Genomic DNA, 13,486 nt, shown 5'->3' on the forward strand with positions numbered 1-13,486 from the left:
GCCGATGGCCGCTGATCGCTGGGGTCCGGGATGGGCTCAGCAGCCCTTCTGGCCCCACTTCCCCCAGGGCACCCGGTAGGGCGAGTCCAGGGTGTACTCGCCCGCCCGCTGCACCGTCAGCCGGGTCCACTCGCCGTCCTCGCTCAGACAGGCGCCCTCCGCGCGGAGCCAGGGCGAGTACGCCACCCGTACCGTCACCGATCCGGCCGAGGGCATCCGTACCACCAGCCGTGCGGCGTCGCCGCGGACCACCGTCGCGGGCGGGGAGACCAGGGGGGTGGCGTTCTGGACCCGGTAGATCGTCCAGTCGTCATCGCGCCAGACCCGCTCCAGATAGGAGGGTTCGGAGCGGACGATCGCGGCCTCGCCCTCGGCGGGACCGTCGGGGCGGCCGTGGTGCAGCACCACGAAGCCCACGCCGAAACGGTTCAGCCAGGCGCGGTAGGTCCGCTCGTCCAGGGAGCCGTCGTAGAAGAGCCGTCCGCGCTCGACGTCGAGCTGACGGTTCCAGCCGCGTGCCGTGTTCACCTCTTGGGCGATGAGGTCGGCCTCACGGTGGTTGCGCGCCGGGACGACCTCCACCCGGGTGCGGTCGGCGCCCAGCCGGAGCAGCTCCGCGATGACACCGTCGGTGGAGTAGGCCCACGACGGAACGGAGGTGGAGACCGCGAGGTCGTCCTCGGTCTTGTCGGCCACCCAGTGGACATTGACGACGAGGACGACGGCGAGCGCACAGCGCAGCCCCCGCCGCAGCAGGGTGACCGCGCCACCCGTCAGCACGGCGGCGACCAGGACCGAGGGGCCGACGAGCCCGGCCAGGCGCTCCACGTTCGTCCCGATCGGGGTGGGGATGACGTACGTCAGGACGACACCGACGCCGTACACGGCCGCGCCGAAGCGGACCAGCCGCCAGGCGGGCGGCGCGGCGAGGGCGAGGGTCCCCGAGACCAGCAGCGGCAGCCACAGCTTCCCCGAGGGCATCGGCATCTCTCCGTCGAACGGGAAGAGCACCGTCGTCACCCCCACCACCAGTGCCGGGGGCACCACCAGTGCCAGGGCGTCCCGCCAGCGCCGCTCCAGCAGCGCGGCCGCCGCGACCACCACGAGGAAGAGCCCCGCCACCGGGCTGGCCAGCGTCGCGAGCGCCGCGCACACCGCCGCGACGGCGGTCCGGCGCCAGAAGACCAGCGCCAGCAGTCCGATCGCCACCCCGAGGGCGAACGTCGTCCGCCCGGAGGCCACATTGGCCCAGAGCGCCCCGGCCCCCACCAGCGCGGGCCACACCGGCCACCGCACCCCGCTCCGTACGAACACCACGGCGAGCAGCCAGGTCCCCGCGAGACCGGCGGCGACACTCACCGCGCGCACCCCGAACGCGGCCATCAGCGGGGGCGCGAGCACGCTGTAGTTGGCGGTGTGCGCGCCCCCGTACCAGGAGAGGTTGTACGCGGACCCGGGGTGGCGCTCCACGAAGCCCGTCCACGCGAACTGTGCCGCGAGATCCCCGCCCCCGGTCGCCAGCCACCCCGCCCACAGCGCGTACAGCGGCACGACGACCCCGGTCGCGACGAGCGGGACACGCCACCAGGGAGGTGAGGTGTCCCGCTTGTCCTGCTCTTTCCTCTTGTTCCGGAGTATCTCTTCTGTCCGCTGACTGCTGATCGCCACGGTCACACACTAATAGGGGGCGTTGCGGCGTAAAGGCGGGCGTCACCGGGCGGCGGTACGGACGGTACGGGGGCGGGCCCCTCGCCGCACCGCCCCGGGCCGGTGACACGACCGTACGGAGGGGAACAGCGAAAACGCCCCGGCGCGCGCGGCTCCTGGGCGTTTCCGGAAGCGTTTACGGAAAGGGCGGCTCAGGCGCGGTCGTCGGCCTGGGCGACCCCGATGGGGCAGGACACCCCGGTACCGCCGATGCCGCAGTAACCGGCCGGGTTCTTGTCGAGGTACTGCTGGTGGTAGCCCTCGGCCGGGTAGAACGGGCGGTCGTCCGCCGGGACGACCTCCGTGGTGATCTGGCCGTAGCCGGAGCCCGTCAGAACGCGCTGGTACGCCTCGCGGGAGGCCCTGGCCGTCGCCGTCTGCTCCGGGGAGTGGGTGAAGACCGCCGAGCGGTACTGGGTGCCCACGTCATTGCCCTGGCGGAAGCCCTGGGTGGGGTCGTGGGCCTCCCAGAAGACCTTCAGCAACCGCTCGTACGAGACGACCGAGGGGTCGTAGACCACCCGGACCACCTCGGTGTGGCCCGTCAGACCCGAGCAGGTCTCCTCGTAGGTGGGGTTCGGGGTGGTGCCGCCCTGGTAGCCGACGAGTGTGGTCCACACGCCCGGGAGCTGCCAGAACTTACGCTCGGCGCCCCAGAAACAGCCGAGGCCGAAATCCGCCGTCTCCAGGCCCTGGGGGTAGGGGCCGAGCAGCGGGGTGCCGAGCACGGTGTGCTGGCTGGGTACCTCGAACGCGGGCTCCGGGCGGCCCTTCAGGGCCTCCTCCGGGGTGGGGAGCTGAGGGGTGCGACGGGAGAGGAACATGTGCGGGGCTCCTTGGTCTGGCCGGCCTCTGGAACAACGCGCGGGGGGTCGGGGGCATTCCCGGACGGCCGCTCCCGTCGCGGGCGCCGGGTGAGCGGACGGCTCCGGAGCGTGCCGGGCCGGTGTTTCCGCGGTCCCGCCCGGCGCCCGTACGGTCCCGCCTGGCGCCCGTACGGTCCCGCCTGGCGCCCGTACGGTTCCGCCCGGGACGGCGCTCCTGCCCGGAGACGGCGGCGGGCACGGCCGAGGAGAGAGTCGAGGGCTGGGACCGGGAGCGTTCGCCGATCCGCTGACCGAGGGCTGTCCCGTCATCCCTGACGGGACAGCCCTTAGGCTGCGGCGATGGACATCGTGATTCCGCTCTTCGACGACTTCGAGCCGCTCGACGCGATCGGGCCGTACGAGATCCTCGCCTACGTACCCGGCGCCACCGTACGGTTCGTCACCGCAGAACCGGGCCTGGTACGGGACGTGCTGGGCTCCCTGCCGGTGCACGTCCCGACCGGGTACGCCGAGGTGGAACACTGCGACGTCCTGTTGATACCCGGCGGCGGCAGCTTCCTGGCGATGTCGGCCGACCCCGCCTTCCTCGACTGGGTACGCAGGATGCACGCGGGCACCCGCTTCACCACCTCGGTCTGTACGGGGTCCCTGGTGCTCGGCGCCGCCGGGCTGCTGGACGGTCTCACCGCCACCACCCACTGGGACGCGGCTGCCGAACTGGAGTCGTACGGCGCCGTCTACACCGCCGAGCGGGTGGTCCGGCAGGACCGGGTGATCACCTCGGCCGGAGTCTCCTCCGGTATCGACATGGCCCTACGCCTGGCCGCCCTCCTCACCGACGAGGTGACCGCCCAGGCCATCCAGCTCTACACCGAGTACGACCCGCAGCCGCCGTTCGACACCGGCTCGGTGGCCAAGGCCCCGGCCGAGGTACTCGAACGCGCCCGCACCCTGGGTTAGGGGGCCTGTCCGGGCGTCGCGGGCCGGTGAACCGCGCCGGTCGCCGCGCTAGGTCGTGTCTTCAAAGTCCCGTCTGTCCGCCGTGCCCTGGCACGCACGCTCGCCGCGTTGTCGTCGGTCGCCAATGCTCCGCATTGACTCCTTCCTCCGCCTTGCGATCGCACGCACCAGACCCCGCCAGACCCGCCCTCCGGGCGGACGACGCTACTTTGAAGACACTCCCTAGCGGCTCAGCGTCGCCGGGCTGCCGCCGTTCGCCTCGTAGCCCGCGACCGCCAGGTTGCGGTAGACGGTGTACTCCGCCGCCGGGTCCTCGCTGTGGGTCCACGGCAGCGCGCCCACATGGCCGTCGATCCGCACCAGCTGGTGCATCGCCTCCGCCCAGCGCTCCGAGCGGACCAGGAAGAGCACCAGCAGATGCCGGACATGGGCCAGCATCGGGTCGTCCGGGCGGGCCGAGTGGACCGCGTAGAGGGCGCCCTCGACCGCCTTGCCGACCACCTCCGTCCGGTAGAAGTCGCGGACCATCACGATGTCGGGGAGGTGTTCGTACACCGCGAACAGCGGAAGGGCCGAGAGCAGGGAGCCGCGCGGGGCGCGGGCCGCCGCCGTGGTCGCGAAGTGGTCCGCCTCCTGGCGGCTGCCGTGCCACTTCTCGCACCAGTAGTGCAGGGCCGCCAGATGGGCGCCCATGTGCTCCGGGGCGCGGTCGATGACCTTGGCCCAGAGCTGGTCGAACTGGTCGTGCGGATAGCCGAGGCCGCGCGCCACGGCCAGCTCGATGATCGAGGGGACCGGGTCGCCCGGGGCGAGCAGCCCCGCCTCGGCGCAGACCGAGCGGGCCTCCTCCAGGATGATCCGGAAGTCGTCCGAGCCCACGGCGGACGAGCGCCACGCCTGCTGGACCAGGAACTCCGCGTGCACCTGCGCGGCGCCCGCGTCCTTGGGGGCCTCGGAGCGCCAGTTCCGCAGCCACGCGCCGCCCGCGCCGGGGCGCTGCGCCAGCTCCAGCGAGGCCGCGCCCGCGAACGCCTGCACCCGCTGCCAGCGGACCTCGCCCTCCTTCGGGGTCCCCGCGAGCAGCTGGGCGGCCGCCCGCCAGTCCTGGGTCCGCTGGACCAGATCCAGGACGTCGAGGAGATCCTGATCGGGGCCGGGCAGCCGGATGTCCTGTTCCTCCTGGCGGAGGAAGCCGTAGACATCGGGGTCGGCGGCGTCGGGTGAGCCGGGCGCCGCCAGACGGATGCCGCCGCCTCCGCCGCGCCGCCGCATCACATACGGGCCGATGATCGCGAAGAGCATCGCCATCGCGATCAGGAACCAGAGAATCTCCATGCCGACCATTGTCCCGGACCGCTCCCGGTACCGGCCACGGCCTGGCGCGTGGCCCGCCGCCGCGCCCCGGTACCAGGCCGGGAAGGCCGTCGCCGGGGTGGTCGGGAGGGGCTGACGCGCGCTGGCCGGGGCCGCGTGGGTGCCGGACGCGGATGGCCTCGTGCCTCTCGTGCCTCTCGTTCGCCTGGCTCGCCTCGTTCGTTCGGCGACGGGGAGGGGCCGGGGGAGGTGCCGGGACGGTCCGGTACGGGGAGGGGGCGCCGTATCCGGACCTGTGTCCCTCCCGTATCGCGACGGCATCGCGCGCCCGCCCGGGGCGGTGCACCGGCGGGTGCTCGGGAGGCGTGCGGGGAGGGGGTCTGGGCGCATCAGGGTCACCTTTCGGACGACCTTCCGGCCGACCGGCCCCCCTTCCCCGTGCCGGTCCCGCCGGGCGGGACCTCGACCGCGGGGGTCCTTCCCGGGTGGCCGGGACGAGGCCGGGCGGTCGCCGGGCCGTCGTGCGCGGCCCACTCGCTCTGCTCCCGGCCCCGGCGCCCGCTCACGGGCCCCGTCCGCGTCCGCATACGGACTCACTTCCTCCGCATGCGGCGCACGCTCGGGGCACCCCGGCGTACACACCCTTCCCACCCCAGCCGTCACGTCCGGTGCCCGTCACTCCCGGGCTACCCTCGGCCTCATGAGCGACCAGCACTCCTACGAGAGCCTCGAAACTCTCGCGATCCACGCGGGCAACACGGCCGACCCGCTGACCGGCGCCGTCGTCCCGCCCATCTACCAGGTCTCCACCTACAAGCAGGACGGCGTCGGCGGTCTGCGCGGTGGTTACGAGTACAGCCGCAGCGCCAACCCCACCCGGACCGCCCTGGAGCAGAACCTCGCGGCACTGGAGGGCGGGCGGCGCGGGCTGGCGTTCGCGTCGGGGCTCGCGGCGGAGGACTGCCTGCTCAGGGCGCTCCTGGAGCCCGGCGACCATGTCGTGATCCCCAACGACGCCTACGGCGGGACCTTCCGTCTCTTCGCGAAGGTCGTCGCCCGCTGGGGTGTGAGCTGGTCGGTCGCCGACACCTCCGACCCGGTCGCGGTCCGGGCCGCCCTCACCCCGAAGACCCGGCTGATCTGGGTCGAGACCCCCTCGAACCCGCTGCTCGGGATCACCGACATCGCCGCGATGGCCGACATCGCCCGTGGTGCGGGGGCCCGGCTGGTCGTCGACAACACCTTCGCCAGCCCGTACCTCCAGCAGCCGATCGCCCTGGGCGCGGACATCGTCGTGCACTCCCTCACCAAGTACATGGGCGGGCACTCGGACGTCGTCGGCGGCGCCCTGGTCGCGGCCGACGCGTCGGTCGGCGAGGAACTGGCGTACCACCAGAACGCGATGGGAGCCGTCGCCGGCCCCTTCGACTCCTGGCTGGTGCTGCGCGGGATCAAGACGCTGCCGGTACGGATGGACCGCCACAGCGAGAACGCCGCCCAGGTGGCGGAGATGCTCACCCGGCACCCCCGGGTGACCCAGGTGCTCTACCCCGGGCTGCCCGACCACCCCGGTCATGAGATCGCCGCCAAGCAGATGAGGTCCTTCGGCGGGATGGTCTCCTTCCGGGTGGAGGGCGGCGAGGAGGCGGCCGTCGCCGTCTGCGACCGTGCCCGGCTCTTCACCCTCGGTGAGTCCCTCGGCGGGGTCGAGTCGCTGATCGAGCACCCGGGGCGGATGACGCACGCCTCGGTGGCGGGCTCCGCGCTGGAGGTCCCCGGTGATCTGGTCCGGCTCTCCGTCGGTATCGAGGCGGTGGACGACCTCCTGGCCGATCTCCAGCAGGCCCTCGCCGTCTGACGCGTCTCCTCTGAGACGTCTTCACCGGCGCGCGCCCTCTGGCGCGCGTCCCGTGGCGCGCGTTCCCCGGCGCGTGTCGGCTGGCCTGCGTCGGCCGGCGCGCGTCCCTGGTGCGTGCCGCGCCGACGCGCGCTTCCCTGGGTGCGTTTCGCCGGGCAGGCCGTGGGCGTGTGCTGTTCCGGCGGGGTGGCGCGCGACCGTGCCCGGGGCGTCTCTCCCGGGCCCGCCGCCGTTCCGGGGGCGGGTGCCGGTGGCCGTGAGATCAGGCGGGGACCTTCTCGTCCTCCAGGGAAGCGCGGATCTGTTCGCGCAGTTCGGGCGTGTCCGCGTGGCTGTGCACGGACACCGCGTGCTCGGTCGCGGCCCGCACCACCTCGTCCTCCTCGCCGGAGATGGTCAGGGTGCAGTTCGTCTCGCTCGGGAACCGGCGGCAGTCGGCGATCTTTCTGGTCATGATGACCTCCTCAGTGCCGCATTGATGTTCTTTATGCCGGTTCTTTCCAGCATAGAACGCGGCCCGGTGCCCCCTGGATGTCGCGCCGGAGCACCCCGGGCGGCTCACCGCGCCCTCATGGAAGCGCTTACCAGCCCTCCCATGAGGGCGTACTCCGCGCGGGAAGCGCTTCCCAGGGGTGCTCGGCCGCCGCCCACAGGCCGAACGCGAACACCGCCAGCACCAGCAGCGCCCACCCCGTCCGCCGCAGGGCGCGCCGCCGCCGCAGCACCGCGGTCCCGCGCTCGGTGGCACGTGCCACCAGATCGCCGGGGACGGGGGCGGGACCTGCGGCTGAGAGGAGCCCGCGGACGATGGCCTCCCGGCGGGCGGACTGGCTCATGATGCCGCCGTGGTGGATATGGCCCAGGGTGCCGCGGTGGCCTCCGGGACCGTCCTGGACTCCGTGGCTGTCCCGGCCTCCGGCAGAGGGGGCAGCGGCGGGCACAGGGTGGCCACCGCCCGTCCGCAGATGTCCCGGACCCGCTCGGTCCGCAGATCCAGCAGGGCGCCGGTCTGCTCCTCGGCGACGCCCTCGGACAGCCGGAGCACCAGCACCAGGCGTTCACGGGGGGTGAGCCGCCCGAGCAGGCCGCCCCGGTCGCGGCGGTGGCGCCGGGCGGCGCGCAGGAAGCGCAGGGCCAGCTCCCGGCGGGCGTGGTCATAGGGGTCCCCGCCGCGCGGCCGGTCCCATGCGGCGTAGGTGTGCGCCAGGGAATCCGTCACCAGGGCGCGCGCCGCGGGGTTGGCGGCCGGGGGCTCGCCGGTCAGCAGGGTCGCGGCATGCAGCAGCCGTCCGGCCGCGCCCGCGACGAACTCCTCGAACTCACGGGCACGGCGGTGTCGTTCTCCTGGCCTCCGCTCGCTCACGTCCTCATATAGAGGCAGTCGCGCGGTGTGGGTCAAGAGGTCGGCGCCGCGTGGTTACGGGGGACCCGGGTTGTCGGCGGACCAGGGTCTCGTGGCCTTCGCGGCGCCCGTCTCCTTTTCGTATCCGCTTCCCTGGTCGTACGGATCGCTGTGCGGCGTCCGTACGGAGGTGGAGACGCGACTCTTGGGAGACGCGTTCTCCGGGCCCGGGGAGCGGGCGGATCAAGCGCGGGGTCGAGGGAGACGCGGAGCTAGGACGGTCTGGGCGGCACCTCCTCGCCGAGGCCCGGCAGGCCCAACTGGCGCGCGGAGAGCGCGGTGTTGAAGCGGGTGAGCAGGGTGCAGAAGGACTCGCGCTCGTCCTCCGTCCAGTCCTCCGTCACCTTCGCCATCAGCTCCCGGCGCGAGCTGCGGACCTCTTCGAGGCGGGCCTGTCCGCGCGGGGAGAGCTGGAGGACGACGGCGCGGCCGTCCTCGGGGTGCGAGGTGCGCTTGACGAGACCCGTGTCGACGAGGGGTGCCACCTGCCGGGTGACGGTCGACGAGTCGATGCCCATCCCCGCGGCAAGCGCTTTCACGCCCATGGGGCCCTCCTGGTCCAGTCGGTTGAGCAACAGGTAGGCGGCGCGGTCCATGGAGTTGCGGACCTGGCCGACCCCGCCGAGCCGGGTCTGCTCCGCGCGGCGGGCGAACAGCGCGACTTGGTGTTGCAAGGCGTCCAGGAGGCCGGGGTCGAGATGAGTCGTCATGTCCTGAGAAGTGGGCATGGCCAGGAAGGCTCTCTCGTGCGGTGGTCGATTGGTGGGGGCAAGAGTACGCGGCGATGACGCGGTCCGGACCAGGTTGTGAAAACCGTTGGGAAAGCGGTTCACGGCTCCAGCGGGCCCGAGGTCGGGCGGTGACCCGGGGAAGGTCGCGGCCCGTGCGGGGCTGCGAGACTTGACCGTATGAGCTTCCGTACGCCCGACAGTTTCCGGCCGGTGATCCTCGACGATGTGCGGGGAGCGCAGAAGATGCTCTCGGGCGTCGCCCGGGTCACCGCGATGGAGGGCAGCAGGTACCTTTCCGGCCTGGTGGGTGCCCCGGTCCAGCTGAAGTGCGAGAACCTCCAGCGCACGGGGTCCTTCAAGCTGCGCGGCGCCTATGTGCGGATCGCGGGGCTGCGTCCGGAGGAGCGCGCGCTCGGTGTGGTGGCCGCTTCGGCGGGTAACCACGCCCAGGGTGTCGCGCTCGCCTCCTCGCTGCTGGGGGTGCGCTCCACGGTGTTCATGCCGGTGGGTGCGCCGCTGCCCAAGGTCGCGGCGACCCGCGAGTACGGCGCTGACGTACGACTGCACGGCCAGGTGATCGAGGAGACCCTGGACGCGGCGGAGCAGTACGCCCGGGAGACCGGCGCGATCCTCATCCATCCCTTTGACCACCCGGATGTCATCGCGGGGCAGTGGACCGTGGGGCTGGAGATCCTGGAGCAGTGCCCCGAGGTGCGCACGATCCTGGTCGGGGTGGGCGGCGGCGGGCTGGCCGCCGGGATCGCGGTCGCGGTGAAGGCGGTCCGCCCCGATGTGCGGGTGATCGGCGTGCAGGCGGAGGGCGCGGCGGCGTATCCGCCCTCGCTGGCGGCCGGGCGCCCGGTCTCGCTGGGGTCCCCGGTGACGATGGCGGACGGCATCAGGGTGGGCCGCCCCGGCGATGTGCCGTTCAAAATCATTGGCGATCTCCTCGACGGCGTCCGTACGGTCTCCGAGGACGCGCTCTCCAGCGCGCTGCTGCTCTGTCTGGAGCGGGCGAAGCTGGTCGTCGAGCCCGCCGGGGCGGCTCCGGTGGCGGCGCTGCTGAGCGATCCGCGTGCCTTCGAGGGGCCCGTGGTCGCCGTGCTGTCCGGCGGCAATGTGGACCCGCTGCTGATGCAGCGCATCCTGCGCCACGGGATGGCCGCCGCCGGTCGCTATCTGTCGCTGAGGCTGCGGCTGACGGACCGCCCCGGGGCGCTGGCCGCGCTCCTGGGGGCGTTGTCAGTGGCCGACGCTAACGTCCTGGACGTGAGTCACGTACGGACCGACCCCCGTCTCGGGCTCACGGAGGTGGAGGTCGAGCTGCGGCTGGAGACCAAGGGCCCGGAGCACTGCGACGAGGTCGCCGCGGTACTGCGGGCGGAGGGTTACACGGTCATGGGCATGGGCTGAGCGGAGCTCCCGGACGGCGGACGGGGCCCCTGGAGGCGTGTGGACATGGCGCGCCTCCAGGGGCCCCGTCGTGTGCCGGGGTCGTGGTGTGCGCGGGTGGGCTGGGCGTTTTTTGGGGGGGAGGGGGGTGCGCCCCGGCCGCGCGGACGCCTCATGACACTCCCGTATAACCCCTTGAGTATCGCGATGTATCGCGTTACCTTGTGGCGTCGCTGGCGCTCCCGCGTCCCAACTCCGGCCCCTGGCAGCTCTGTCGGGTGGGAAGGATCACCGACCGCCGGGGGAAAAGGCACAAGGCTTGGAAAAAGCCTTTAAAACCTGCAAACCTGGTCACTTCGCACAGGCTGTCCATACGCGGCCCGGTGTGCGAGCCGACCACCAGACCCGCCACCATGGGAGACATCTATGCCAGGCGCCATATACGCCGAAGGTCTGGTCAAGACCTTCGGCGACGTCAGGGCACTGGACGGCGTCGATCTCGACGTACCCGAAGGCACCGTGCTGGGCCTTCTCGGACCGAACGGCGCCGGCAAGACCACCACGGTCCGTGTGCTGACCACCCTGCTCCAGCCCGACAGCGGCACGGCCCGTGTCGCCGGGATCGACGTCCTCAAGCAGCCCAACGAGGTGCGCCGCTCGATCGGGCTCTCCGGCCAGTTCGCGGCGGTGGACGAGTATCTGACCGGCCGCGAGAACCTCCAGATGGTCGGGCAGCTCTACCAGATGTCCTCCCGTGCGGCGAAGGCCCGCGCGGCCGAGCTGCTGGAGCGGTTCAACCTCGCGGACGCCGCCGACCGTCCCGCGAAGACCTACTCCGGCGGTATGCGCCGCCGTCTCGACCTCGCCGCCGCGCTCGTCGTCTCGCCGCCCGTGATGTTCATGGACGAGCCGACGACCGGCCTCGACCCGAGAAACCGCCAGGCGCTCTGGGAGGTCATCCAGGAACTGGTCCGCGGCGGCACCACGCTGCTGCTCACCACGCAGTACCTGGAGGAGGCCGACCACCTCGCCGACACCATCTGCGTCGTCGACCACGGGAAGGTCATCGCCCGGGGCACCGCCGACCAGCTCAAGGCGCGCACCGGGGGCGAGCGGGTCGAGGTCGTCGTGCACGAGCGCGACCAGATAGCCCCGGCCCGGGAGGTCCTCCTGAGCCTGGGCAAGGGCGAGGTCGCCGTGGCCGACCACACCCGCAAGCTGACCGTGCCGGTCACGGGCGGCGCCAAGCTGCTCGCCGAGGTCATCCGCGAGCTGGACACCCGGGGCGTGGAGATCGACGACATCGGCCTGCGCCGTCCGACCCTGGACGACGTCTTCATCTCGCTCACCGGGCACGCGGCCGAGCCCGGCGCCGAGGAGAGCGCCGCCAAGGGCGACGCCGACGGCCGTACGTCCCGTGAGGAGAACGCCCAGTGACCACCACGACCGAAGCCGCGAAGCTCGCGGCGCCCAAGCCGCGCGGAGGTATCGCGCAGTCGGTGAACGACTCCCTGGTCGTGGCCCGCCGCAATCTGATCCGCATGAGCCGGATCCCGGAGATGGTGATCTTCGGTCTGATCCAGCCGATCATGTTCGTGGTGCTGTTCACCTATGTGTTCGGCGGCTCGATCCAGGTCGGCGGCTCCACCTCGCCCGACGCGTACCGCGAGTTCCTGATGGCGGGCATCTTCGCCCAGACCGTCACCTTCGCCACCGCGGGCGCGGGCGCGGGCATCGCCGACGACATGCACAAGGGCCTGATCGACCGCTTCCGCTCGCTGCCCATGGCGCGCGGCGCGGTCCTCACCGGCCGCACCCTGGCCGACCTGGTCCAGACGGCCCTCACCCTGGTCGTCCTCGCCGGAGTCGCCCTCCTGGTCGGCTGGCGCGTCCACGAGAACATCGGCAAGGTCCTGCTCGGCTTCCTGCTGCTGCTCCTGCTCGGCTACGCCTTCTCCTGGATCGGCGCGCTGATCGGCCTGTCGGTGCGCACCCCGGAGGCCGCCACCTCCGGCGGGCTGATCTGGCTCTTCCCGCTGACGTTCATCTCGAACGCCTTCGTGGACGCCAACCAGATGCCGTCCTTCCTCCAGCACATCGCCGAGTGGAACCCCTTCAGCGCCACGGTCCAGGCCTGCCGCGAACTCTTCGGCAACCTCCCGCCGGGCTTCCAGGCCTCCGACGCCTGGCCGATGCAGAACCCGGTCCTGGCCTCGATCCTGTGGTCCGTGCTCATCCTGGTCGTCTTCCGCACCCTCGCGGTCCGCAAGTACCGCAAGGCGGCCGGCTGACCTCCGGCCATCCGCTCATGACGAGCCCGTCCCCGGCGAGGGGGCGGGCTCCGTCGTGTCCAGGGGGCCGGGTTCCGGCACCGTCGGGAGCGGCGTACGGGTGCCGCTGTGGCGGTCGTGCCCCGCCGGGGAAGGCGCCCCCACCGAGACCGCGCCCTCGGGGTCGCGTCCGGCGCCGTGGCACACGCCCAGGACACGCGAAAGGCCCCGGGAGGCTCGCAGCCTCTCCGGGGCCCGTCGCGGGGCGGTGCGTGGCGGGGTCAGCCGCCGTAGGGCTTGGCCGCGAGGATCTTGACCGAGGCCATCTTGCCGTTGGGGAGCTCGTACTCCGCCGTGTCGCCGACCTTCTTGCCGTTCACGCCCGTCCCCAGGGGGGACTGCGGGGAGTAGGTCTCGATGTCCGAGCTGGCGTACTCGCGCGAGGCCATCAGGAAGGTCAGGGTGTCGTCCTCGTCGCCGTCGAAGGCGATCGTCACGACCATGCCGGGCTCCACGACGCCGTCGTCGGCGGGGGCCTCACCGACCTTGGCGGTGTCCAGGAGCTGGGTGAGCTGGCGGACCCGGAGCTCCTGCTTGCCCTGCTCCTCCTTGGCCGCGTGGTACCCGCCGTTCTCGCGCAGGTCGCCCTCCTCGCGCGCCGCCTCGATCTTCTTGGCGATCTCGATGCGCGCGGGACCAGACAGGTACTCCAGCTCGGCCTTGAGCTGGTTGTACGCCTCCTGGGTGAGCCAGGTGACGTTCTCGCTGGTCTGGGTCACAGGTGCTCCTCGTAGGTACTGGGAATACAAAGCATCGCCCTACCCAGAAGGATGTTCCATCCTGGGTGGGCGAAACCACGAGCCTAACAATTTCGCGGCGGAAGGGGGAGGACAAAAGCCATCAGAAAACCGTCAGCGCAGGTCAGGAGCGAAAGTCCAGGGCGGGGCTGACAGCGGGGGTGGGAAGAACCGGACCGGGGGCGGTGGCGGGGTCACGGAGAGTCGTCCGCGTCACCTTGGAGGTGC

Annotated in this window: 13 protein-coding genes; 5 read left to right on the top strand and 8 right to left on the bottom strand. The window is 72.2% G+C overall.

Features of this window, described 5'->3' with window-relative positions; genetic code table 11:
- Nucleotides 1-36: 36 nt before the first annotated feature.
- Together ACFVIM_RS09870 and msrA are read right to left on the bottom strand one after the other, a co-directional pair.
- Nucleotides 37-1,638 carry a hypothetical protein gene (locus tag ACFVIM_RS09870; protein WP_384300195.1) on the bottom strand — a complete coding sequence of 534 codons (1,602 nt, stop codon included), beginning with the start codon at nt 1,636-1,638 and terminating at the stop codon, nt 37-39.
- A 221-nt stretch (nt 1,639-1,859) separates the two neighbouring features.
- A complete protein-coding gene (gene msrA / locus ACFVIM_RS09875; RefSeq protein WP_384300164.1) occupies nt 1,860-2,531 on the bottom strand; it encodes a peptide-methionine (S)-S-oxide reductase MsrA in 672 nt (223 codons plus the stop codon).
- A 342-nt stretch (nt 2,532-2,873) separates the two neighbouring features.
- Here msrA and ACFVIM_RS09880 point away from each other — a divergent pair, with 342 nt between their 5' ends.
- Nucleotides 2,874-3,494, top strand: coding sequence for a DJ-1/PfpI family protein (locus tag ACFVIM_RS09880; protein ID WP_384300165.1), 621 nt, complete (start codon nt 2,874-2,876; stop codon nt 3,492-3,494).
- Nucleotides 3,495-3,716: 222 nt separating this feature from the next.
- Here the strand turns inward: ACFVIM_RS09880 and ACFVIM_RS09885 are convergent, their stop codons facing one another.
- Nucleotides 3,717-4,829: a hypothetical protein gene (locus ACFVIM_RS09885; RefSeq protein ID WP_384300166.1), complete on the bottom strand. Its 1,113-nt coding sequence runs from the start codon at nt 4,827-4,829 to the stop codon at nt 3,717-3,719.
- A 679-nt stretch (nt 4,830-5,508) separates the two neighbouring features.
- Between ACFVIM_RS09885 and ACFVIM_RS09890 the strand changes: the two genes are divergently transcribed.
- Nucleotides 5,509-6,666, top strand: a complete 1,158-nt coding sequence (locus tag ACFVIM_RS09890) for a cystathionine gamma-synthase (protein ID WP_384300167.1) — start codon at nt 5,509-5,511, stop codon at nt 6,664-6,666.
- Between the two features lie 262 nt (nt 6,667-6,928).
- On the opposite strand, the gene ACFVIM_RS09895 is transcribed toward ACFVIM_RS09890, so the two are convergent.
- From ACFVIM_RS09895 to ACFVIM_RS09910, 4 genes are all read right to left on the bottom strand, one after another.
- Nucleotides 6,929-7,120 (bottom strand): DUF1059 domain-containing protein, encoded by a 192-nt coding sequence (locus ACFVIM_RS09895; RefSeq protein WP_384300168.1) that lies wholly within the window; start codon nt 7,118-7,120, stop codon nt 6,929-6,931.
- A gap of 127 nt (nt 7,121-7,247) precedes the next feature.
- Nucleotides 7,248-7,502, bottom strand: coding sequence for a hypothetical protein (locus tag ACFVIM_RS09900; protein WP_384300169.1), 255 nt, complete (start codon nt 7,500-7,502; stop codon nt 7,248-7,250).
- Nucleotides 7,499-8,029: a sigma factor-like helix-turn-helix DNA-binding protein gene (locus ACFVIM_RS09905; RefSeq protein WP_384300170.1), complete on the bottom strand. Its 531-nt coding sequence runs from the start codon at nt 8,027-8,029 to the stop codon at nt 7,499-7,501. The genes ACFVIM_RS09900 and ACFVIM_RS09905 overlap by 4 nt, the downstream gene beginning before the upstream one ends.
- A gap of 251 nt (nt 8,030-8,280) precedes the next feature.
- Nucleotides 8,281-8,796, bottom strand: coding sequence for a MarR family winged helix-turn-helix transcriptional regulator (locus tag ACFVIM_RS09910; RefSeq protein WP_384300171.1), 516 nt, complete (start codon nt 8,794-8,796; stop codon nt 8,281-8,283).
- 180 nt (nt 8,797-8,976) lie between these two features.
- Between ACFVIM_RS09910 and ilvA the strand changes: the two genes are divergently transcribed.
- From ilvA to ACFVIM_RS09925, 3 genes are all read left to right on the top strand, one after another.
- Nucleotides 8,977-10,212, top strand: a complete 1,236-nt coding sequence (gene ilvA, locus ACFVIM_RS09915; protein ID WP_384300172.1) for a threonine ammonia-lyase — start codon at nt 8,977-8,979, stop codon at nt 10,210-10,212.
- A 405-nt stretch (nt 10,213-10,617) separates the two neighbouring features.
- The gene (locus ACFVIM_RS09920) at nt 10,618-11,628 is read left to right on the top strand and encodes an ATP-binding cassette domain-containing protein (RefSeq protein WP_384300173.1); all 1,011 of its coding nucleotides are present in this window, start codon (nt 10,618-10,620) and stop codon (nt 11,626-11,628) included.
- Complete coding sequence (locus ACFVIM_RS09925; RefSeq protein WP_384300174.1) at nt 11,625-12,482, top strand: ABC transporter permease; 858 nt, start codon at nt 11,625-11,627, stop codon at nt 12,480-12,482. Before ACFVIM_RS09920 ends, ACFVIM_RS09925 begins: the two co-directional genes overlap by 4 nt.
- 260 nt (nt 12,483-12,742) lie before the next feature.
- Here ACFVIM_RS09925 and greA read toward each other — a convergent pair whose 3' ends face one another.
- On the bottom strand, nt 12,743-13,240 hold the full coding sequence (gene greA, locus ACFVIM_RS09930; RefSeq protein ID WP_384300175.1) for a transcription elongation factor GreA: 498 nt from the start codon (nt 13,238-13,240) through the stop codon (nt 12,743-12,745).
- Nucleotides 13,241-13,486: the final 246 nt, after the last annotated feature.

The sequence above is a fragment of the Streptomyces sp. NPDC057638 genome, assembly GCF_042800315.1.
Classification (GTDB): Bacteria; Actinomycetota; Actinomycetes; order Streptomycetales; family Streptomycetaceae; genus Streptomyces.